This window comes from Pseudacidovorax intermedius, assembly GCF_003350475.1.
In the GTDB taxonomy this organism is placed as follows: domain Bacteria; phylum Pseudomonadota; class Gammaproteobacteria; order Burkholderiales; family Burkholderiaceae_C; genus Xenophilus; species Xenophilus intermedius.
Genome location: NZ_QQAV01000001.1, coordinates 200621 through 222198, shown reverse-complemented (window position 1 = coordinate 222198; position 21578 = coordinate 200621). Strand labels below are relative to the sequence as shown.

Genomic DNA, 21578 nt, shown 5'->3' with positions numbered 1-21578 from the left:
AGGAGCGCTTCAAGCGACTCGGCCCACCAGCAGAAGCGCCGCCGCCTCGATCGCCTCGGCCCCCACCCGGGACTGCGCCTCCAGCACAGGCGCATAGCCCACTGGGATGCGCGGCGCCCCGAGGCGCGCGATGCGACAGCCCGTCGCCTCGGCCGCCGTGGCGGCGACTTCCGCGCCGAAGCCGGCCGCCTGCACCGCCTCGTGCACCACCAGCAGCCGTCCGGTGCGGCCACAACTGTCCAGCACCGTCTCCCGGTCCCAGGGCCAGAGCGTGCGCAGGTCGATCAGGTCGACGGCGACGCCTGCGGCCGCGAGGCGGGCGCAGGCGGCTTCGCACACCTGGACCTGTCGGCTCCAACTCACCATCGTGAGGGCGTCCCCATGGCGCCGGTGCGCCGCGCGCCCCAGCGGAACGGCCAATTGCGGATCGACGGCGCCGCGCTGGCCCCACAGCGTCTTGTGCTCGATGTAGACCACCGGGTCGCCGCAATCCAGGGCCGCGCGCAGCAATGCATGGTTGTCCTGCGGCGTGGAGGGGCTCACCACCACCACGCCCGGCAGGTGCGCGAACCAGGCCTCGAGGGACTGCGAGTGCTGCGCCGCGGACGCATCCCAGATGCCGCCGGGCATGCGCGCCACCAGCGGCACGCGGCCCTGGCCGCCGAACATGAAGCGGTTCTTGGCCGCCTGGTTGACCAGCTCGTCCATGCCGCAGAGCGCGAAGTCCACCACCCGCATTTCGACCACCGGCTTCAAACCCGCCAGCGCCATGCCGACGCCGGCGCCCATGATGGCAGCCTCGCTGATTGGCGTGTCGATCACGCGCTGCGCGCCGAAGCGCTGCTGCAGGCCCTGGTACTGGCCGAAGATGCCGCCCCGCCCCACGTCTTCGCCGAGCACCACCACGCGTGCATCGTCGGCCATCGCCTGGCCCAGTGCGTGCGACGCGGCCTGGGCATAGCTCCAGTCGTGCATCTCGTTCGCCGTCGAATCGTCCGTCGTCATCGCCATTGGCCGGCTCCCGTGGTCTGCACATCGGTGAATGCAGCGGCAGCCTCGGGCCAGGGCGCGGCGTCGGCGGCGTCGAGGGCCGCCTGAACCTCGGCCAGAGCCTCGCGTTCGATGTGTGCGAGCCGCGCCTCTTTGATGCCATCGGCCCGCAGGCGGGCACGCGCACGGGCGATGGGATCGGTCTCCAGCGCGGCGGCCAGTTCGGCGGGGTCGCGGTAGGTGGCCACGTCCACCGACACGTGGCCTTTCACGCGGTAGGTGAGGGCATGCAGCAGCCGTGGACCCTGGCCGGCGCGCACCTCGGCCACCAGCCGGCCGGCGGCCTCGTGCACGGCGAAGACGTCGTTGCCATCCACCGGCGTCGCGGGAATGCCCAGTGCCAATGCGCGGGCGGAGGCACCGTCGCCGGCCGTCATCGGCCCGCTGGCGGTGGTGGCGCTCCAGCGGTTGTCCTCGCAGACGAAGAGCACCGGCAGGCCGTACACCTGCGCCCAGTTGAGCGCTTCGAGGAAAGGCCCCCGGTTGATCGCGCCGTCGCCGAAGAAGCACACGGTGATGTCGTCGCTGGCGCTGCCGTCGGGCCGCAGGCTGCGCAGCTTCTGCGCATGCGCCGCGCCCACCGCGATGGGCAGGCCGGCCGCCACCACGCCGTTGGCGCCCAGCATGCCCACCGAGAAATCGGCGATGTGCATGGAGCCGCCCTTGCCGCCATTGAAGCCGGTGGCCTTGCCGAAGAGCTCGGCCATCATCCGCGCCAGGTCGGCGCCTTTGGCCAGCGTGTGGCCGTGGCCGCGGTGGGTGGAGGTGAGGTAGTCGCTGGGCCGCAGATGGGCGCAGACGCCGGCGGGTACGGCTTCCTGGCCGGTGGACAGGTGCAGCGGGCCGCGCACGCGGGCGGCGCCGCCGGCTTGCTGGCCATAGGCGCTCACGCCACCCTGGCTGGCCGTTTCGGCCGCGTTCTCGAAGGCACGGATGCGCTGCATGGTGCGATACAGCGCCAGGGCCACGGGGCCGCTGGTCGTGGATGTCACGGGGCTTGTCTCCTCTTGCTTCTGCTGATCCGGCTCGGGCGGCCGGTCGGGGCATGCTAGCGTGCGCGCCCCACGCGCAGGGGACGCTGCGGCGACAGCTGGGGTGAGACCGCAGGGCTCGCGAACCTGCCCGCCCGGCCGTCCGCTGCCGCGACGCCCGTCAGCCGGGCGATGGCCGCTGGCGCAGCCGTCGGTACAGCGTGCCGCGCGACACGCCGAGCTGGCGCGCGGCGCGGGCGATGTTGCCGCCGTTCTCCTGCAAGGTGCGCTCGATCAGGTCCTGCTGCAGGCCGCGCAGCGTGGCGGGCGTGGGCTCGGTGTCTGCTTCGGCAGGTTGGGGCGCCGGCGCCATGGCACGGCCGGGACCTGACAGGGCCACGCCATGGCGCAGGTTCAGCCCGTCGCTGCCGGGTAGCCGCACCTGCACCCATACGCCCAGGCCGCTTGTGAGGCGCAACGGCCTGGCACCCTCGCCACCGGCGAGCCGCAGCAGCCCGTGCAGGTCGCGGCCGAACAGGCGCACGGCCGAGCGCGCCAGCGGATCGCGCGGCAGCGGCCCGAGAAGGCGCGAGGCTGCCGTGTTCAGCCAGGCCACGCGTCCGTCCTGCGTCACGCCGGCCATGGCCTCCAGCGGCGTGCCCAGCAACGCGGGACTGGCCTGGAAGCGCAGCACCAGGTGCTCCGTGGACTGGCGTGCCAGCAACCGGTTTTCGATGACCGTGGCATAGAGGCCCACCATCGAGCCGGCATCGAAGCCGAAGCGGCGCGATTCCACCGACAGGTCCAGTACGCCAGCCAGGCGGCCGTCGACGCCGCGGATGGGCGCCGCGGCGCAATGCACCTGGTGGAGCGTGTCGAAGTAATGCTCGCCGCCTTCCACCGTGCTGGCCTGCCCGGTGCACAGCACGATGCCCGGCGCCGTGGTGCCCACCACCGATTCGGCCAGGTTCACGCCCAGCCGTGCCGTGCGGCCCAGCACGGGCTGCTGCGGCGCCATGGGATGGTGCGTGACATGCAGCAGCACGCCCTCGCGGTCGGTGAGGATGACGCGGCAGTCCGTGCCCGACAGGGCACCTTCCATCGCCGCGAGTTCGGCGCCCGCGGCATCGAGCAGGGCGCGGTTGCGCGACAGCGCGCCATGCAGCCGGCTGGGCGTGACCGGGTCGAAGGCGATTGTGCGGGTCGGGTCCTCGTGCCGGCGGCGGCAGCGCATCCAGGACTGCAGCACGTCTTCGCCCACCAGGCCCGAGGGCCGGTCGCCCTCGTCGAAGAAGCGGGCTCGCGCCTGCGCGGTGCGCTGCTCCGGGGTGGTGGCGAAGAGCTGGCGCAGCGTGTGCGCGCCGGGGTCCTGGGCTTGCAGCAAGAGGCATCTCCTTCGGCTGCGGCTGACTGTGTTCCGCAATGGAACAGCCCAGCACCCGGGAATTCCCGAAGGTGAAGGCCGCCCCCGTGAGGCGGCATCCTCGATGGGCCTTGCTTCAACAAAGAACCCGATAAGGAGACACACGATGAGGCTTCTTGCGCTCGCGGCACTGGCCGCCTGGGCCTGCCTGGCCCAGGCCCAGACGCCCGCCCCCAAGGCGGCACCCGCCGCCAAGGTCGACGGCAACTTCATCCGGGCCAATGCCCAGAAGACGCCCGAATGGCCCAGCGTCGGCCTGGACTACGCCGAGACCCGCTACAGCCGGCTCGACCAGCTCGACACCGGCAACGTGGGCCAACTGGGCCTGGTCTGGTCGTACAACCTCGAATCCACGCGCGGCGTCGAGGCCACGCCGCTGGTGGTCGACGGCGTGATGTACGTGACGGCCTCCTGGAGCGTGGTGCATGCCATCGACGTGCGCACCGGCCAGCGGCTGTGGACTTTCGATCCGCAGGTCGATCGCGCCAAGGGCTACCGCGGCTGCTGCGACGTGGTCAACCGCGGCGTGGCGCTGTGGAAGGGCAAGGTCTACGTTGGTGCCTTCGATGGCCGGCTGATCGCGCTGGACGCGGCCACGGGCAACAAGCTGTGGGAGAAGGACACGCTCATCGACCATGCCCGCAGCTACACCATCACCGGGGCGCCGCGGGTGTTCAAGGGCAAGGTCATCATCGGCAACGGGGGCGCCGAGTACGGCGTGCGCGGCTACATCACTGCCTACGACGCCGAGACCGGCGACCAGAAGTGGCGCTGGTTCACCGTGCCGGGCGACCCGTCCAAGCCGTTCGAGGACGAGGCCCAGGCCCGGGCCGCCAAGACCTGGGACCCGGCCGGCAAGTGGTGGGAAAGCGGCGGCGGCGGCACGGTGTGGGACACCATGGCCTTCGACCCTGAGCTCAACACCATGTACATCGGCACCGGCAACGGCTCGCCGTGGGCGCGCAGCAAGCGCAGCCCGGCCGGCGGCGACAACCTGTACCTGGCGTCCATCGTGGCGCTGGACCCGGACACCGGCAAATACAAGTGGCACTATCAGGAGACGCCGGGCGACAACTGGGACTACACCTCCACACAGCCGATGATCCTGGCCGACATCAAGCTGGACGGCAAGCCGCGCAAGGTGATCCTGCATGCGCCCAAGAACGGCTTCTTCTTCGTCATCGACCGCACCAACGGCAAGTTCATCTCGGCCAAGAACTTCGTCGAGGTGAACTGGGCCACTGGATACGACAAGAACGGACGGCCGATCGAGGTCGCCGCCGCCCGGGACGGCACCAAGCCGAACGATTCGATCCCGGGCCCCTTCGGTGCGCACAACTGGCATCCCATGTCCTTCAATCCCAAGACGGGCCTGGTCTACCTGCCGGCGCAGCATGTGCCGATCACGCTGATGGACGACAAGGACTGGAAGTTCAACGAGAACGCGCCACTGCGTCCCCACTCGGACCTGGGCTGGAATCTTGCGAAGTTCGCCAATGCCGAGCCGCCCAAGAGCAAGCCCATGGGCCGCCTTGTGGCCTGGGACCCGGTCAAGCAGAAGGAGGCCTGGGGTGTCGAGCATGTCTCGCCGTGGAACGGCGGCACGCTCACCACGGCCGGCAACCTGGTCTTCCAGGGGACGGCCGACGGGCGCCTGGTGGCCTACGACGCCCGCGATGGCAAGAAGCTGTGGGAGACGCCCACCGGCACCGGCGTAGTGGCGGCCCCGTCCACCTACATGGTCGATGGCAAGCAGTACGTGTCGGTGGCCGTGGGCTGGGGCGGCGTGTACGGCCTGGCGCAGCGTGCCAGCGAGCGGCAGGGGCCCGGCACCGTCTACACCTTCGCGGTGGGCGGCACCGCCAAGATGCCGGAGTTCGTGCAGTACCGCATGGACAAGCTGCTGCAGGGCGTGAAGTACGACCCCGCCAAGGTGCAGGCCGGTACGGGGCTGTACGTGAGCAACTGCGTCTTCTGCCACGGCGTGCCGGGCGTGGACCGGGGCGGCAACATTCCCAACCTGGGCTACCTGGGGGCGCCGTACATCGAGAACCTGGACAAGTTCGTCTTCAAGGGGCCGGCCATGTCGCGGGGCATGCCGGACTTCACCGGCAAGCTGAGCATGGAGGACGTGGAGGCGATCAAGGCCTTCATCCAGGGCACCGCTGACGCCATCAGACCAAAGTAAGAAGCCTCCCCCAGGCTGCGCGGTTCGCGCTCCGCCACCCCCTCCGGAGGAGGGGGCACATCCTGCGGCCCGGCGGAGCGTCGATGCGCCATGACGAAAAAGGCCCGCCATCGCTGGCGGGCCTTGTCGTTGGTGCGGGCCTGTGATCAGTCGGCGTAGACGCCGGCTTCCTTGATCACGGGGCCGAAGCGGGCGACTTCGGACTGCACAAACTTCTTGTGCTCGGCCGGGTCGCTGCGCTTGTCGCTCACCACCACGGCGCCCAGCGCTTCCTCGCGACGGATGAAGTCCGGGTCCTTCAGCGCGGTCTTGAGCGCGTCGTTGAGCTTCTTGAGCACCGGGGCGGGCGTGCCCTTGGGCGCGTACAGGCCGTGCCAGATGGTGACCTGGAAGTTCTTCAGGCCCTGCTCGTCCAGCGTCGGAATGTCCTTCAGCGCCGGGGTGTTCACGCGCTTGAGCGTGGTCACGCCATAGGCCTTGACCTTCTTGGCCTCGATCTGCCCGGTGGTGTTGGTGGTCTGGTCGCACAGCAGGTCGATCTGGCCGCCCATCAGGTCGGCGATGGCCGGCGCCGTGCCCTTGTAGGGCACGGTGGTCATCTCGGCCTTGAGCGCGCTCTGGAACAGCAGGCCGCACAGGTGCGAGGCCGAGCCGATGCCGGCGTTGCCCAGGTTGACCTTGCCCTTGTGGGCGGCGATCCAGGTCTGCAGTTCCTTGAAGTTGTTGGCTTCGAGCTGGGGCTTGCCGATCAGCGTCATGGGCACGTCGTTGATCATGCCCAGGTACTCGAAGTCGGTTTCGTAGTTGTAGCTGAGCTTGCGGTAGAGCACCGGCGTGGTGGCCATGCCGACGTGGGTGACCAGCAGGGTGTAGCCGTCGTTCTTGGCGCGGGCCACCTTGGCATTGCCGATGGTGCTGCCGGCGCCGGCGGTGTTGTCCACCACGATGGTGGCGCCCAGGGCCTTCTGCATGGCCTCGGCCAGGTCGCGGGCCACCTTGTCGGTCGGGCCGCCGGCCGCGAAGGGCACCACGAAGGTGATGGTCTTGCCATCGGGGAAGTCGGCAGCCTGCGCGCCGAAGGTGAGGGCGGCAAGGGCGGCCAGGGCGATGGTCTTCTTCATTCGAAACTGCTCCGACAGAGGGTGAAAAGGACCTGAATGGTAGGGACCGGACTTGTCCGGGAAATTCCGGATTTCCCTAGTAGGACGGCTGCAGTGCGGTCCTTCTGATCCGGCGCCAGCCGGGGCGCGGTCAGGCGGCGGGGCAATAATCCCGCCCCATGCCTTCCCTTCTCGCACTCGACATCGGCAACACGCGGCTCAAGTGGGCGCTCTATGCCCAGGCCCAGCCAGGCAGCGTGCCGCTGGCCTCGGGGGCCGAGTTCCTGGACCACATCGACCGCCTGTCCGAAGGGCCCTGGGCCTCGCTGCCCCTGCGGCCCGAAGCCATGATCGGCTGCGTGGTCGCGGGCGACGCGGTGCGCCGCCGCACCGAGGAGCAGGTGGAGGAGAGCTTCGACTTCGAGCCACGCTGGGTCGTGTCGAGCGCGGCCGAGTGCGGCATGGTCAACGGCTACGACCATCCGACGCGTCTGGGTGCGGACCGCTGGGTGGCCATGATCGGCGCCCGCCATCGCATGCTGGCGCAGGTGGCCGACGGCCTGCCGCGGCCGATGGTCGTCGTGATGGTGGGCACCGCGGTCACGGTCGAGGCCATCGATGCCGAAGGCCGGTTCCTCGGTGGCCTGATCCTGCCGGGCCACGGCATCATGCTGCGGGCACTGGAGTCCGGCACCGCCGGCCTGCATGTGCCCACGGGCGAAGTGCGCGAGTTTCCGACCAACACCAGCGATGCGCTGACCAGCGGCGGCACCTATGCCATCGCCGGCGCGGTCGAGCGCATGGTGCAGCACGTGCGCCGCCACTGTGGCGCCGAGCCGGCCTGCTACATGACGGGCGGTGCGGGCTGGAAGATGGCGCCGTCGATGTCGGTGGAGTTCGAGCTGGTGGAGTCGCTCATCATGGACGGCCTGCTGGTCATTGCCGGGGACCGCGCCGCGCGCATCGCGGGCTGAGCCGCCGGCCTCCCGTCGCCGACAGTTTTCCACGCGTGCGGGCGTTGACCCGCCAACGGGTGGGTCAACTCAGCCGCACAGGCCGCCGACCGCCTGGAACAGCGCCTCGCGCGCCTGCTCGACGATGCGCCGCTTCCACGCATCGGTGTCGGTATAGAAGGCCGTCCGCATGCGCTGGCGGATCGCCTGCGCCAGTTCCGGGGCAGCCTCGGGGTGCAGGTGCAGCCAGTGGTCCCCGCGCATGGCCGTGAGCACTTCCATCAGCGGCTCGGTGCCGTATTCCATGGCGATGCCGGTGAACTCGGACTGCGGGCATTCCTCGTAGACCGAGTTCCACATCAAGCCGGTGAGCAGCGCCGAGGCCGAGCTGCCGTCGTAGATGGAGGTGACCGGCGTCGCGCCGTCCCCACCCCACCAGGCGCTGGCGCGGGCGTAGGCGGCGGGGTCATTGCGGCCCGCGAAGATGCGCTCGCCCAGGCCGCTCGGTCCCAGCCCGGTGTGCAGGTCGATCCACGCCAGGCGCCTGGCGCGGCCGGCATGTTGGCGCAGCACCTGCCGCAGCGTGCGCTGGCTCCAGGTGGGCGCCTTTCCGCCGAAGAACATGCCACCGGCGAAGGCGTACTGGCCCTGCGTGACCGCAGTCTGGAACTCGCCCATGCCATGCTTGGCGATCCAGTGCTCCAGTGCCTCCTGGTCGCGCGGCGACGGTGGCCACTGCGGCGGCAGCAGCAGTTCGTGCAGCTTGGCATAGGGCTTGTTGACGGGCAGCGGCGCCGAGAAATCCTGGAAGTTGCGGTTGAGGTCCACGTTCTCCTGCGTGACCCGCCGGCCATGCGAGAAGCCATGCGGATTGAGCGCGTGGATGTAGACCACGGCTAGGCCGGCCTCGCGCGCCGCCTTGCGCCAGGCTGCGTCGTGCAGCGCGTGCACCTGCACGCCGCTGCCGCAGTGGCCTTCCACGCCATGGCAGGCGCTGGTCACGATCAGCACCCGCTCGGCATCGGCCGGCCCATCGCGCGCCACGTCCATGGCCAACGCCTCTCCGTCGGCGCCGGGCAGGGGCAGAGGATGGGTCTCGACCGGGATGCCGGCCGCCACGCAGGCCGCCAGGAATTTCTGCCGCGCCAGCGCATAGCTGGGCGAGAAGGCCTGCGCGGCGTCCATCACTTCTGCGCCGGCGCGGGCTGGGCCAGGAACTCCTCGGCCAGCTTCACCCACACGCTGGCGCCCAGCGGGATCAGATCGTCGTTGAAGTCGTAGCTGGCGTTGTGCAGCACGCAGGGCCCCTCGCCATGCAGATGAGGGCGGTGGCTGCCATCGCCGTTGCCGATGAAGGCGTACGCACCGGGCTTGGCCTGCAGCATGAAGGCGAAGTCCTCGGAGGTCATGGCCGGCTCCTGACGCAGCACGTTGGCCTCGCCCACCACGCCGGCCATCACTTGCCTGGCGAAGTCGGCCTCGGGCGCGGTGTTGATGGTGGGCGGGTAGTACCGAACGAACTCGAAGTCGCACTCGGCATCGTGCGCGGCGCAGATGTGCTCGGCGATCTTGCGCATGCGCGCCTCGATCATGTCCAGCACCTCCACCGAGAAGGTGCGCACCGTGCCGGTCAGCTCGCAGTCGTTGGGGATGACGTTGTTGGTGTCGCCCGCATGCACCGTGGTGACCGAGATGACGGCCGAATCCAGCGGCTTCATCTTGCGCGTCAGGATGGTCTGGAAGGCCTGCACCATCTCGCAGGCGATGGGGACTGGGTCCACCGTGGTGTGGGGCAGGGCGGCATGTCCGCCCTTGCCGCGCACGGTGACGTAGAACTTGTTGCCCGAGGCCATGACCGGCCCGGGGCTGACGGCGAACTGGCCGGCCGCCATGCCGGGCCAGTTGTGCATGCCGAACACGGCCTCCATCGGGAATTTCTCGAACAGGCCGTCGTCGATCATGCGCTTGGCGCCGCCGCCGCCTTCTTCCGCCGGCTGGAAGATCAGGTAGACCGTGCCGTCGAAGTTGCGGTTCTTCGCCAGATGCTGGGCCGCGGCCAGCAGCATGGCGGTGTGGCCGTCGTGACCGCAGGCGTGCATCTTGTTGGCATGCTTGCTGGCGTGGTCGAAGGTGTTCAGTTCGTTGATGGGCAGGGCGTCCATGTCGGCGCGCAGGCCCACGGCGCGGTCGCTGCTGCCGTTCTTGACGATGCCGACCACGCCGGTGGTGCCCAGCCCGCGGTGGATGGGAATGCCCCATTCGGTGAGGCGGGCCGCCACGACATCGGCGGTGCGCACTTCCTCGTAGGCCAGTTCGGGATGGGCATGCAGGTCGCGGCGGATGGCGGCGATCCCGGCCGCCTGGGTGACGATCGAGTCGATGAGCTTCATGGAAGGCAGTCTAGTGGGGGCGGGCCGGCGCAGGCTGACACGCCCGGGATGCCGGTGCAAGCAATACGGATGCCCGCGGCAGGGGCAAGCCCGCCGTCCGGCCTTGCCGCAGGGCGGGATGGGGACAAGGCGGCGCGGCCACAATCCGGCCCCATGAGCCAACTCCCGCTTTCCGACCGCGCGCTGGCCTTCGCCCAGGCGCTGGTGCGCATGAACACCATCAGCGACCGCAGCAACCTCGAACTGATCGGGTTCGCGCGCGATCACCTGGCCAGCCTGGGCGTGAAGAGCCGGCTGACCTGGAACGCCGAACGCACCAAGGCCAACCTGTTCGCCACGCTGGGCGAGGGCAAGCCGGCCGGCGTGATCGTCTCGGGCCACACCGACACCGTGCCGTGGGAGGGCCAGGCCTGGACGGTCGATCCGCTCTCCGCCATCGTGCAAGACGGTCCCGAGGGGCTGTCGCTCTTCGGCCGCGGTTCGGCCGACATGAAGAGCTTCATCGCCATCGCATTGGCCAATGCCGAGCGCATCCTGGCCGGCAACGCGCCCTTCGCGGTGCACTTCGCCTTCAGCTACGAGGAGGAGATCGGCTGCTTTGGCGTGCGCGAACTCATCGCCGACATGCGCGACGCTGGCGTCAGGCCTCTTGCCTGCATCGTGGGCGAGCCCACGTCCATGGTGCCTGCCATCGCGCACAAGGGCGTGTGGCGCTACCGCTGCTGCGTGCGCGGCAAGGAGGCGCATTCCTCCCTCACGCCGCATTCTGTCAATGCCATCGAGATGGCGGCGCGGGTGGTAGGCAAGGTGCGCGACATGGCCGAAGCCTTCGAGCGTGAGGAGCCGCGCTACGACGGCTTCGACGTGCCCTTTTCCACCGCCAGCGTGGGCCAGTTCCACGGCGGCATCGCCGACAACGTGGTGCCGCGCGACGCCGAGTTCCGCTATGAATTCCGCGACCTGCCCACGGCCGATGCACGCGCCATGCAGCAGCAGGTGGTCGACTATGCGCGCGGCCTGGAGCCCGGCATGCAGCGCGTGGCGCCCGATGCGGGCTTCCGCTTCGAGACCATCTGCGAGATCCCGTCCTTCCTCGGCGGACGGGATGACCCGGTCACCCGTCTGGCGCAGCGTCTGGCCGGCGAAGCGGGCACCACGCTGGTCGCCTTCGGCACCGAGGCGGGTCTGTTCAAGAACGCGGGCATTCCCACCGTGGTGTGCGGCCCCGGCAGCATCCAGCAGGCGCACCAACCCGACGAGTACGTGACGCTCGCGCAGTTGGCGCGCTGCGAGGCCTTCATGCACGGCCTGGCCGACAGCGCCGAGATCGGCTGACGCCTTTTTCCATGGCGGCGGCGACGGGCCCCGGCCCGATGAAGCGGATGGCGCTGGCGCTGCTGGTCGGCGCCGCGCTGCTGTATGCGCTGGCCACCTGGCAGGAAGGGCGCGGCGGCCACGCCGGCTGGGGCTGGCTGGCGGCCTTCGCCGAGGCGGCCATGGTGGGCGCCATCGCCGACTGGTTCGCGGTGGTGGCGCTGTTCCGCCATCCGCTGGGTCTGCCGATTCCGCACACGGCCATCCTGCCGCGCAGCAAGGCGCGGCTGGGCGCCAACCTGGCGCGCTTCTTCTGCGACAACTTCCTGGGCACGGCGCAGGTGCTGGCCAAGCTGCGCGCCTTCGATGCGGCTGGGCGTCTCGCGGCGTGGCTGTCGCGCCCCGCGCAGGCCGAACGGCTGGGCCGCCTCGGCGTGGCAGCTGCCGGCCAGGTGATGGAGGCCGTCGACGACCAGCGGTTGCGCGACTTCCTCGGCCGCGCCGCGGCGGCGGGCCTGCGGCAGCTGGACTTCTCGCGCACCGCCGGCCAGGTGCTGGAGACACTGACGGCCGAAGGCCGCCACCAGGCCATGCTCGACGCGGTACTCGGCCATGCCGCGCAGTGGCTCGACGACGAGGCGCTGCAGGACCAGCTCACCGAATCCATCGCGCAGGAGGTCAAGGCCCTGCGCTACGTCGGCCTGGACCAGGTCGCGGCGCGCCTGGCCACGCGCAAGCTGGTGGCCAGCATTGCGCGGGCGCTGGGCGAGACGGCGGCCGACCCGGCCCATCCGCTGCGCCAGCGCTTCGACACCTACATGCAAGGCTTCGTCCAGCGCCTGCAGCAGGACCCGGCCTTCGTCGCCCGCGGCGAACGGCTGCGCGACGAGTTGCTGGCCCACGATGGCCTGCGGAACTACCTCGACGGCCTGTGGCAGCAGCTGCGCGACTGGCTGCAGGCCGACCTCGCGCGGCCCGATTCGGCCATCGGCCAGCGCATCGCCCGCCTGGCGGCTTCGCTGGGCGAGCGGCTAGCGTCCGATGCCGCCATGCGCGCCTGGCTCAACGAACAACTGGAACAGGCGGCACCCGCCGTCATCGAACGCTGGCGCGAGGACATCCGCCGCTACATTGAAGAGCGCGTGGCGGCCTGGGACACCGACGAGCTCGTGGCCGAACTGGAGCAGCACGTGGGCCGCGACCTGCAGTTCATCCGCATCAACGGCACGGTGGTGGGCGGGCTGGTCGGCGTGGCCATTCATGCGCTGACCTTGATGCTGAGATGAACAAAACGCGATGGCGCGGTGCGCCACGCACTCCTAGACTCGCCCTTCCACGTGCCCCGCGCCACCGACGCCTCCGCGATGACCATGACTGCCGCCATGCCCACCCCCGACACGCACACCGTCCTCGGCGCCTGCCCGCACGACTGCCCCGACACCTGCGGCCTGGTCACGACGGTGCAGGACGGCGTCGCCATCAAGCTGCAGGGCAACCCGGCGCACCGCCACACCGGCGGCGTGCTGTGCACCAAGGTGTCGCGCTACCTGGAGCGCAATGCGCATCCCGAGCGGCTGACCCAGCCGCTGCGCCGCGTCGGCCGCAAGGGCGAGGGCCGCTTCGAGCCGGTGAGCTGGGACGAGGCGCTGGACCACATCGCCGCCCGCCTGAAGACCATCGCCGCCGATGAGCCGCAGGCCATCCTCCCCTACAGCTACGCCGGCACCATGGGCCTGGTGCAGGGCGAATCGATGGACCGGCGCTTCTTCCACAAGCTGGGCGCCTCGCTGCTGGACCGCACCATCTGTTCCACCGCCGGTGGCGAAGCGCTGGGCTACACGCTGGGCGGCAAGGTGGGCATGCGCATCGAGCACTTCGCCGAGTCGAAGCTGATCTTGATCTGGGGCAGCAACGCCATCGCCAGCAACCTGCATTTCTGGCGTCATGCCCAGGCCGCCAAGCGGGCCGGCGCGCGGCTGGTGTGCATCGATCCGCGCCGCACCGAGACGGCCGACAAGTGCGACGAGCACATCGCCCTGCTGCCGGGCACCGACGGCGCCCTGGCCCTGGCGCTGATGCACGAGTTGATCGTGCACGACTGGCTGGACCACGACTACATCGCCCGTCACACGCTGGGCTGGGAACAGCTGCGCGAGCGCGCCCTGCAATGGCCGCCCGCCCGCGCCGCCGCCGTGTGCGGCGTGCCTGCCGCGCAGATCGAGGCCCTGGCGCGCGATTACGGCACCACGAAGCCTGCGGCCATCCGCCTCAACTACGGCATGCAGCGCGTGCGCGGCGGCGGCAATGCGGCGCGCGCCGTGGCCTGCCTGCCGGCGCTGGTGGGCGCCTGGCGGCATCGGGCAGGCGGCCTGTTGCTCAGCGCCTCGGGCCAGTTTCCGGCAGACCGCGCCACGCTGCACCGGCCCGACCTGCTCGCGGGTCGCCAGCCGCGCACGCTCAACATGAGCAGCATCGGCGACGTGCTGACCGGCGGCGCCACGGTCCTGGCCGGCGGCCCCGCGGTGAAGGCCGTGGTGGTCTACAACAGCAACCCGGTGGCGGTGGCCCCCGAATCGGCCAAGGTGGCCGCCGGCTTCGCACGCGAGGACCTGTTCACCGTGGTGCTGGAGCAGTTCCAGACCGACACCGCCGATTACGCCGACTACCTGCTGCCCGCCACCACGCAGCTGGAGCACTGGGACATCCACTTCAGCTACGGCCACACCGACGTGATGCTCAACCGCCCGGCCGTGGCGCCGCGCGGCCAGGCGCGCAGCAATGCCTGGGTGTTCCGCGAACTGGCGCGGCGCATGGGCTTCACCGAGCCCTGCTTCGCCGACGACGACGAGACGCTTTGCCGCCAGGCCTTCCGCCCCGAGGCCATCGACTGGGCCGCGCTGGAGCGCGACGGTTTCGCCACCCTGCCGCTGCCCGAGGCGCCCTTTGCCGAGGGCGGCTTTCCCACGCCCTCGGGCAAGTGCGAGTTCTTCAGCGCCCGGCTGGCCGCGCAGGGCCTGGACGGGCTGCCGGACCACCTGCCCAACTACGAGCCCGCGGGCAGCTCGGCCGTCTATCCGCTGGCCATGATCTCGCCGCCGGCGCGCAACTTCCTCAACTCGACGTTCGTGAACGTGACCAGCCTGCGGTCCATGGAAGGCGAGCCGCTGGTGGAGATCCATGCCGACGACGCGGCGGCGCGCGGCATCGCCGACGGCGCCATGGTGCGGGTGTTCAACGCGCGCGGCGAGCACCGCTGCCGCGCCGAGGTCTCGCGCCGCGCCCGGCCCGGCGTGGTCAACGGCCTGGGCATCTGGTGGCGCAAGCTGGGTGTGGACGGCACCAACGTCAACGAGCTGACCAGCCAGCGCCTGACCGACCTGGGCCGCGGGCCCACCTTCTACGACTGCCTGGTGCAGGTGGAGGCCGTGGCGGCGTGAGCGGGCCCGCCGCCGGCCCGGATGGCGTGCGCACCCCGGGCGATGTTGCAGGGACGCCGGCGCGGCCGAGGCGGCGGCGCCTGGTGTTGGCCACCGGCGGGGCCATGGCGGCGCTGCTGCTCGCCGGCTGCGGGCCGCTGGGCTACTACGCGCAATCGGTGGGGGGCCACCTGGCCATCCTGCATGCGGCGCGCCCCGTGCCCGAGGTATTGCAGGACGCCACGCTGTCCGAAGGCCTGCGCCGCAAGCTCACGCTGGCCCAGCACATCCGACGCTACGCCAGCGACCGGCTGGCGCTGCCCGACAACCGCAGCTACACGGCCTACGCCGACCTGCACCGCGCCGCCGCCGTCTGGAACGTGGTGGCGGCCCCCGCCTATTCGCTGCAGCTCAAGACCTGGTGCTACCCGGTGGCCGGCTGCGTGGGCTACCGCGGCTACTACGACGAGGCCGAGGCCCAGGCGGAGGCGGCGCGCCAGCGGGCCGAGGGCCTGGAGGCCGCCGTCTACCCGGTGCCCGCCTATTCGACGCTGGGCTGGCTCAACTGGCTGGGCGGCGATCCGCTGCTGTCGACCTTCATCGGCTATCCGGACGGCGAGCTGGCACGTATCGTCTTCCACGAATTGGCGCACCAGCGCTTCTATGTCTCGGGCGATACGGTGTTCAACGAGTCCTACGCCACGGCGGTCGAGCGCCTGGGCAGCGCCCAGTGGCTGCGCGACGAGGCGGACGCGCCGGCCCGCGAGGCCTATGCCCGTTTCGACCAGCGCCGCCGCCAGATGCAGGTGCTGATGCTCTCCACCCGCGAGGCGCTGGCACGGGCCTATGGCTCGCCGGCCGCCAAGGCGGGGGACTGGGCGCAGGTCGAGGCGATGAAGCAGGCCGCGATGCGCGAGTTCCGCGAGCACTACGCCCAACTGCGGGCCGGATGGCCGGCCGACGGCCGCCAGGGCGCCTACGACGCCTGGGTGGCCCGGGCCAACAATGCCACCTTCGGGGCCCAGGCGGCCTACGACCAGCTGGTGCCGCAGTTCGAGCGGCTGTTCGCACGCTGCAACGGGGACTGGTCGCGCTTCCATGCCGAGGTCGAGCGCATCGGGCGGCTGCCGACACACGAGGCCAGGGTGGCGGCCCTGGATTCGGCCCCCGCCCCCTGAACGGCCCGTCGACCGGGCAACAAAAAGCCGCTCCGGGGAGCGGCCTGGTCATGGGCCGACCTGTTCAGGCGGCGTGCAGGGCGTCGATCAGGTCGATGTACTTCTGCTTCGCCTCATCGGCGGAGACGCCTTTGTGCGAGTTCCAGGCGTCCCACTTGGCGCGCGCGACGATGTCGCTGAAGCTGGGCTTCTTCTCGGTGTTGTCGCCGACGGTGGCCTGCTTGTAGAGGCCGTAGATCTTCAGCAGGGTGGGGTTGTCGGGGCGCGAAGGCAGCAACTTGGACCGGGCTTCGGCGGCTTCGAAACGGGCTTGGAGGTCGGACATGGCGGGGGTTTGCGAAAAAAGCACGATTGTGCGCTTTTTGTTTGCGCCGGCTCTGGCCAACATCAATCCGCCATGCAGGCCAGCGCCACCTCCCGGTCCAGAAACTGCCGCGCATCGATGGGCTCGATGGCGGCTGCGTCTTCGTACAGCTGCTGCACCTGGGCGAGCGCGGGATCGCCCCGCAGTGCCACCAGCGCGCGGGCGTACTCGACGCGACCGGTGGCCGAGGAGGGATGCAGTGCCAGCCCCTGCTCGAAGAGTTCGATCGCCCGTTCGGGTCGCACGCCGTAGGTCATCCGGGCCACGAGTTCGCCCACCTTGTCGATCACCTCGGCGTGGAAGGCGCCGAGCGCAAAGTGCGCGTCGGCATGGTCGGGTTGCAGCGTGATGATCCGCTCCAGCGTGTCCTTGAGGCGTCCGCCCAGCCCCTGAGCCAGGGCGCGCGCGACGCTCACCGCCTGCGCATGGCGTCCCAGCGCATAGGCGTGCCAGTACAGGGCCTGAACGTCGTCCGGGTTCGCCTCGTGCCGCACCAGGGCGCGCTCACCCACTTGGCGCAGCAACGCCAGCCGCCGCTCCTCGTCGGGCTCCACATAGTTGGCATAGATGGCGGTGGCCTGGTCGGCCACCGCGGCTCCCTCACGCCCGCCGATCCGCTGCCCGGCCTGGACCGACGCCGCGAAATCGCCGGCGTGGTACAGCGCCCACGCGCCTGCAAGCGCCGGGCTGGTTGGTGGCGGGAGAGGCTGGCCGACATGCAATGCTTTCCACTGTGCCAGAACCCGCGCCTCATCGAAGGGAAAGCGGCCCAGGCAGTCAGCGGCGGCCCAGTTATCGGGCGGCGGGGGTGTGCACAGGACAGGCGGCATGGCGAAGGGCTTTCTCAGGTGGACAGGGCGTCTTCCTCGGGCGCCGGCGCACTCGCCAGCCGGACCAGCTCGGCACGCTGGCCAGCACCCAGGTACGGCACGACCAGTTGCAGGGTGTGGCGGGTGCCGCGCAGCATGGCGTCGCAGATGGCCGAGGGCTCCAGCGCCTCGCGAGGATTGCACACGAACTCGTAATTGAGCCAGTAGGTCGCCAGCACCACCATGCTGCGCGCCAAGGATTCGCGCTCGGAGGCTTCCAGCCGCAACAGTCCCGCACCGCCCAGGCCCGCGAGCATGGCCTGCATGGCCGTCTCCTTGCGGGCGAGGGCCTCGCGCAGTCGGGTCTCCAGGTGATGGTTATTGCTGAGCAGGTCGTTCATGTCCCGGTAGAGGAAGCGGTAACGGCCCATCAGCTCGAAGAGTTCGCGCACGAAACGCCAAGCGCCCGCCAGGTCGCGCACGTCGGCGGCCTGGGCGAGCAAGGCGTCGAGGCCAGCCTCGAAGTCCTCATGCAGGCGGTTGATGAGCACTTCTTTGGCCGGAAAGTGGTAGTAAAGGTTGCCCGGGCTGATGCGCAGCTCCGTGGCCAGGAGCGTGGTGGAGACGTTCGGTTCGCCAAAGCGGTTGAACAGCGCCAGGGCGGTTTCCTGGATGCGCTGGGCGGTGCGGCGCGGCGCTTTCCTTGTCATGGGCAGCCTCCGTTGTCTCTTGTGTTCTGTGCTGGTTCACTCTACCCCATGTGTCAGGGGCGACCATGCTGCACTGCGGCATTGCGCGCTGCCGTTGACACACTGTCACAGTGCATCGGTCTTGCATGCGTTCTGTAGCGTTTGGTAGAGGGTCATCCAAGGACCCCGTGGATAATCGCCCCCCGCGGCGCACTGCCCCCCCGGTGCCCGATTCCAACGATTCCTGCGAGAGATACATGATCCTTGTGACAGGCGGCGCCGGCTTCATCGGCGCCAACTTTGTGCTCGACTGGCTGGCTGGCGCCGACGAGCCGGTCGTCAACCTCGACAAGCTGACCTACGCAGGCAACCTCCAGACCCTGGCCTCGCTCGATGGCGACAAGCGCCACGTCTTCGTGCAGGGCGACATCGGCGACAGCGCCCTCATCGAGCGCCTGCTGGCCCAGCACCAGCCCCGCGCCGTCGTCAACTTCGCCGCCGAGTCGCATGTGGACCGCTCCATCCACGGCCCCGAGGACTTCATCCAGACCAACGTGCTGGGCACCTTCCGCCTGCTCGAAGCCGTGCGCGGCTACTGGAGCCAGCTGCCGGCCGAGCGCAAGGCGGCCTTCCGCTTCCTGCACGTCTCCACCGACGAGGTCTACGGCACCCTCTCGCCCACCGACCCGGCCTTCACCGAAGAGAACAAGTACGAGCCCAACAGCCCGTACTCGGCCAGCAAGGCCGCCAGCGACCATCTGGTGCGCGCCTGGCACCACACCTACGGCCTGCCGGTGCTCACCACCAACTGCTCCAACAACTACGGGCCCTTCCACTTCCCCGAGAAGCTGATCCCGCTCATGATCGTCAACGCCCTGGCCGGCAAGCCGCTACCGGTCTACGGCGACGGCATGCAGGTGCGCGACTGGCTCTACGTGAAGGACCACTGCAGCGCCATCCGCCGCGTGCTGGAGGCCGGCCAGCTGGGCGAGACCTACAACGTGGGCGGCTGGAACGAGAAGCCCAACATCGAGATCGTCAAGACCGTGTGCGCGCTGCTCGACGAACTGCAGCCCCGCGCCGACGGCAAGGCCTACGCCGAGCAGATCACCTACGTCACCGACCGCCCCGGCCACGACCGCCGCTACGCCATCGACGCACGCAAGCTGGAGCGCGAGCTGGGCTGGAAGCCGGCCGAGACCTTCGACACCGGCATCCGCAAGACGGTGGAGTGGTACCTGGCCAACCAGGAGTGGGTGCGCAACGTGCAAAGCGGCGGCTACCGCGACTGGGTGGCCAAGCAGTACGGAGAGCAGCCGAAGGCGGCGGCATGAAGGTCCTGCTCTTCGGCAAGGGCGGACAGGTCGGCTGGGAGCTGCAGCGCAGCCTGGCGCCGCTGGGCGAGCTGGTCGCGCTGGACTTCGACAGCACCGAGCTGCACGGCGACTTCAGCCGCCCCGAGGCGCTGGCCGCCACGGTGGAGGCCGTGCGCCCCGACGTCATCGTCAATGCCGCGGCCCACACGGCCGTGGACAAGGCCGAGAGCGAACCCGACTTCGCCCGCGCCCTCAACGCCACCGCTCCCGGCGTCGTGGCCCAGGCGGCGCAGAGGATCGGCGCGCTGATGGTCCATTACTCCACCGACTATGTCTTCGACGGCAGTGGCGAGACGCCCTGGCGCGAGGACGACGCCACCGGCCCGCTGTCGGTGTACGGCGCCACCAAGCTCGAAGGCGAGCAGCTCGTGGCCGCCCACTGCGCCAGGCACCTCATCTTTCGCACCAGCTGGGTCTATGCCGCGCGTGGCGGCAACTTCCCCAAGACCATGCTGCGCCTGGCCAAGGAGCGCGAGCGCCTGACCGTCATCGACGACCAGTGGGGCGCCCCCACCGGCGCCGAGCTGCTGGCCGACGTCACGGCCCTGGCCATCCGCGAGACGCTGCGCGATCCGGCCAAGGCGGGCCTGTACCACCTGGTGGCCGGCGGCACGACCACCTGGAACGGCTATGCGCGCTTCGTGGTCGAGGAGGCGCTGCGCCGTGGCGTCGAGCTCAAGACCACGCCCGATGCCGTGGAGGCGGTGCCCACCAGCGCCTTCCCCACGCCCGCCAGGCGTCCCCACAACTCGCGGCTGGACACCTCCCGCATCCGCAACACCTTCGGCATCGAACTGCCGCACTGGCAGACGGGCGTGGCCCGGATGCTGGCAGAAACACTCTGACGGTTGGCCCAACACCCATCCATCGCAGCCACCTGCGCGGATCGACCGTCCGTCCCTCTTTCCAGGAAGCCAACGATGACCCAGAACAGAAAAGGCATCATCCTCGCCGGAGGCTCCGGCACGCGCCTGCACCCGGCCACGCTGGCCATCAGCAAGCAACTGCTGCCGGTCTACGACAAGCCGATGGTGTATTACCCGCTGAGCACGCTGATGCTCGGCGGCATGCGCGACGTGCTCATCATCAGCACGCCGCAGGACACGCCGCGCTTCCAGCAACTGCTGGGCGACGGCAGCCAGTGGGGCATGAACCTGCAGTACGCCGTGCAGCCCAGCCCGGACGGGCTGGCCCAGGCCTTCATCATCGGCGAGCAGTTCCTGGCCGGCGCCCCCAGCGCGCTGGTGCTGGGCGACAACATCTTCTACGGCCACGACCTGCAGCAGCTGCTGGGCGCGGCCGATGCGCAACCCAGCGGCGCGACCGTCTTCGCCTACCACGTGCACGACCCCGAGCGCTACGGCGTCGTGGAGTTCGACAAGGCCGGCCGCGCGGTGAGCATCGAAGAGAAGCCCGCCCAGCCCAAGAGCAGCTACGCCGTCACCGGCCTGTACTTCTACGACCAGCAGGTCGTGGACATCGCCAAGGCCGTCAAGCCCAGCGCGCGCGGCGAGCTGGAGATCACGGCCGTCAACCAGGCCTATCTGGAGCAGGGCAGCCTGAACGTGCAGATCATGAAGCGCGGCTATGCATGGCTGGACACCGGCACGCATGAAAGCCTGCTGGAGGCCGGCCAGTTCATCGCCACGCTGGAGCAGCGCCAGGGCCTGAAGATCGCCTGCCCCGAGGAGATCGCCTGGCGGGCGGGCTTCATCGACGCGGCCCAGGTCGAGAAGCTGGCCGCACCGCTCAAGAAGAACGGCTACGGCCAGTACCTGCTGCGCCTGCTGCGCGAGGAGTACCGGGGATGAATGTCACGCAGACCAAGCTGGACGGCGTGCTGATCCTGGAGCCGAAGGTCTTCGGCGACGAGCGCGGCTTCTTCATGGAGAGCTTCAACCAGCGCGTGTTCGACGAAGCGGTGGGCCGCCACATCGAGTTCGTGCAGGACAACCATTCGCGTTCGACCAAGGGCGTGCTGCGCGGGCTGCACTACCAGTTGCAGCAGGCCCAGGGCAAGCTGGTGCGCGTGACGCGCGGCGCGGTGTTCGACGTGGCGGTGGACATCCGCAAGAGCTCGCCGACCTTCGGGCAGTGGGTGGGCGTGGAGCTGAGCGAGAGCAACCACCGGCAACTGTGGATCCCGGCCGGCTTTGCGCACGGCTTCGTGGTGACCAGCGACAGCGCGGACTTCCTGTACAAGGCCAGCGACTACTACGCGCCGGCGCACGAGCGCAGCATCCTGTGGAGCGATCCGGACATCGGGATCGAATGGCCGGACTTCGGGGGCGAACCGAAGGTGTCTGCCAAGGATGCGGCAGCTTTGCACTTGGCTCAGGCGGATGTCTTTGGCTGAC

General features: G+C 69.8%; 19 protein-coding genes. 10 read left to right on the top strand and 9 right to left on the bottom strand.

Features of this window, described 5'->3' with window-relative positions:
- Positions 1–9: 9 nt before the first annotated feature.
- The 3 genes from DFR41_RS00995 to DFR41_RS00985 form a co-directional block, all read right to left on the bottom strand.
- Positions 10–1011, bottom strand: a complete 1002-nt coding sequence (locus DFR41_RS00995) for an alpha-ketoacid dehydrogenase subunit beta (protein WP_425326674.1) — start codon at positions 1009–1011, stop codon at positions 10–12.
- Positions 1002–1994: a thiamine pyrophosphate-dependent dehydrogenase E1 component subunit alpha gene (locus DFR41_RS00990; RefSeq protein WP_114802130.1), complete on the bottom strand. Its 993-nt coding sequence runs from the start codon at positions 1992–1994 to the stop codon at positions 1002–1004. The genes DFR41_RS00995 and DFR41_RS00990 overlap by 10 nt, the downstream gene beginning before the upstream one ends.
- A gap of 208 nt (positions 1995–2202) precedes the next feature.
- Entirely contained in the window at positions 2203–3402 is a 1200-nt protein-coding gene (locus DFR41_RS00985) for a helix-turn-helix domain-containing protein (RefSeq protein ID WP_114802129.1), read from the bottom strand.
- Between the two features lie 148 nt (positions 3403–3550).
- Between DFR41_RS00985 and DFR41_RS00980 the strand changes: the two genes are divergently transcribed.
- Complete coding sequence (locus DFR41_RS00980) at positions 3551–5632, top strand: PQQ-dependent dehydrogenase, methanol/ethanol family (protein ID WP_114801393.1); 2082 nt, start codon at positions 3551–3553, stop codon at positions 5630–5632.
- Positions 5633–5778: 146 nt separating this feature from the next.
- On the opposite strand, the gene DFR41_RS00975 is transcribed toward DFR41_RS00980, so the two are convergent.
- Positions 5779–6753: a tripartite tricarboxylate transporter substrate-binding protein gene (locus DFR41_RS00975; RefSeq protein ID WP_114801392.1), complete on the bottom strand. Its 975-nt coding sequence runs from the start codon at positions 6751–6753 to the stop codon at positions 5779–5781.
- Positions 6754–6911: 158 nt separating this feature from the next.
- Here DFR41_RS00975 and DFR41_RS00970 point away from each other — a divergent pair, with 158 nt between their 5' ends.
- Positions 6912–7706, top strand: coding sequence for a type III pantothenate kinase (locus DFR41_RS00970; protein ID WP_017760190.1), 795 nt, complete (start codon positions 6912–6914; stop codon positions 7704–7706).
- 69 nt (positions 7707–7775) lie between these two features.
- On the opposite strand, the gene DFR41_RS00965 is transcribed toward DFR41_RS00970, so the two are convergent.
- Both DFR41_RS00965 and DFR41_RS00960 read right to left on the bottom strand, forming a co-directional pair.
- Positions 7776–8870, bottom strand: a complete 1095-nt coding sequence (locus DFR41_RS00965) for a M14 family metallopeptidase (protein WP_017760191.1) — start codon at positions 8868–8870, stop codon at positions 7776–7778.
- A complete protein-coding gene (locus DFR41_RS00960; RefSeq protein ID WP_017760192.1) occupies positions 8870–10075 on the bottom strand; it encodes a M20 aminoacylase family protein in 1206 nt (401 codons plus the stop codon). Before DFR41_RS00960 ends, DFR41_RS00965 begins: the two co-directional genes overlap by 1 nt.
- 153 nt (positions 10076–10228) lie before the next feature.
- Between DFR41_RS00960 and argE the strand changes: the two genes are divergently transcribed.
- The 4 genes from argE (at position 10229) to DFR41_RS00940 (ending at position 15983) form a co-directional block, all read left to right on the top strand.
- The gene (gene argE / locus DFR41_RS00955) at positions 10229–11410 is read left to right on the top strand and encodes an acetylornithine deacetylase (RefSeq protein ID WP_017760193.1); all 1182 of its coding nucleotides are present in this window, start codon (positions 10229–10231) and stop codon (positions 11408–11410) included.
- 11 nt (positions 11411–11421) lie between these two features.
- A complete protein-coding gene (locus DFR41_RS00950) occupies positions 11422–12675 on the top strand; it encodes a DUF445 domain-containing protein (protein WP_244917611.1) in 1254 nt (417 codons plus the stop codon).
- A 78-nt stretch (positions 12676–12753) separates the two neighbouring features.
- A complete protein-coding gene (locus tag DFR41_RS00945) occupies positions 12754–14826 on the top strand; it encodes a molybdopterin-containing oxidoreductase family protein (protein WP_114801390.1) in 2073 nt (690 codons plus the stop codon).
- Between the two features lie 104 nt (positions 14827–14930).
- Complete coding sequence (locus DFR41_RS00940) at positions 14931–15983, top strand: aminopeptidase (RefSeq protein WP_114801389.1); 1053 nt, start codon at positions 14931–14933, stop codon at positions 15981–15983.
- Between the two features lie 64 nt (positions 15984–16047).
- On the opposite strand, the gene DFR41_RS00935 is transcribed toward DFR41_RS00940, so the two are convergent.
- The 3 genes from DFR41_RS00935 to DFR41_RS00925 form a co-directional block, all read right to left on the bottom strand.
- Entirely contained in the window at positions 16048–16308 is a 261-nt protein-coding gene (locus tag DFR41_RS00935) for an acyl-CoA-binding protein (protein WP_017760979.1), read from the bottom strand.
- Between the two features lie 62 nt (positions 16309–16370).
- Positions 16371–17177 (bottom strand): tetratricopeptide repeat protein, encoded by an 807-nt coding sequence (locus DFR41_RS00930; RefSeq protein ID WP_052383645.1) that lies wholly within the window; start codon positions 17175–17177, stop codon positions 16371–16373.
- A gap of 14 nt (positions 17178–17191) precedes the next feature.
- On the bottom strand, positions 17192–17866 hold the full coding sequence (locus DFR41_RS00925; RefSeq protein WP_017760977.1) for a TetR/AcrR family transcriptional regulator: 675 nt from the start codon (positions 17864–17866) through the stop codon (positions 17192–17194).
- A 236-nt stretch (positions 17867–18102) separates the two neighbouring features.
- On the opposite strand from DFR41_RS00925, the gene rfbB reads away from it, so the two are divergent.
- From rfbB to rfbC, 4 genes are all read left to right on the top strand, one after another.
- Positions 18103–19179: a dTDP-glucose 4,6-dehydratase gene (gene rfbB, locus DFR41_RS00920; protein WP_114801388.1), complete on the top strand. Its 1077-nt coding sequence runs from the start codon at positions 18103–18105 to the stop codon at positions 19177–19179.
- Positions 19176–20066 (top strand): dTDP-4-dehydrorhamnose reductase, encoded by an 891-nt coding sequence (gene rfbD / locus DFR41_RS00915; protein WP_114801387.1) that lies wholly within the window; start codon positions 19176–19178, stop codon positions 20064–20066. The genes rfbB and rfbD overlap by 4 nt, the downstream gene beginning before the upstream one ends.
- A gap of 75 nt (positions 20067–20141) precedes the next feature.
- The gene (gene rfbA / locus DFR41_RS00910) at positions 20142–21032 is read left to right on the top strand and encodes a glucose-1-phosphate thymidylyltransferase RfbA (protein ID WP_017757208.1); all 891 of its coding nucleotides are present in this window, start codon (positions 20142–20144) and stop codon (positions 21030–21032) included.
- Positions 21029–21577 carry a dTDP-4-dehydrorhamnose 3,5-epimerase gene (rfbC, locus tag DFR41_RS00905; RefSeq protein ID WP_114801386.1) on the top strand — a complete coding sequence of 183 codons (549 nt, stop codon included), beginning with the start codon at positions 21029–21031 and terminating at the stop codon, positions 21575–21577. Before rfbA ends, rfbC begins: the two co-directional genes overlap by 4 nt.
- Position 21578: the final 1 nt, after the last annotated feature.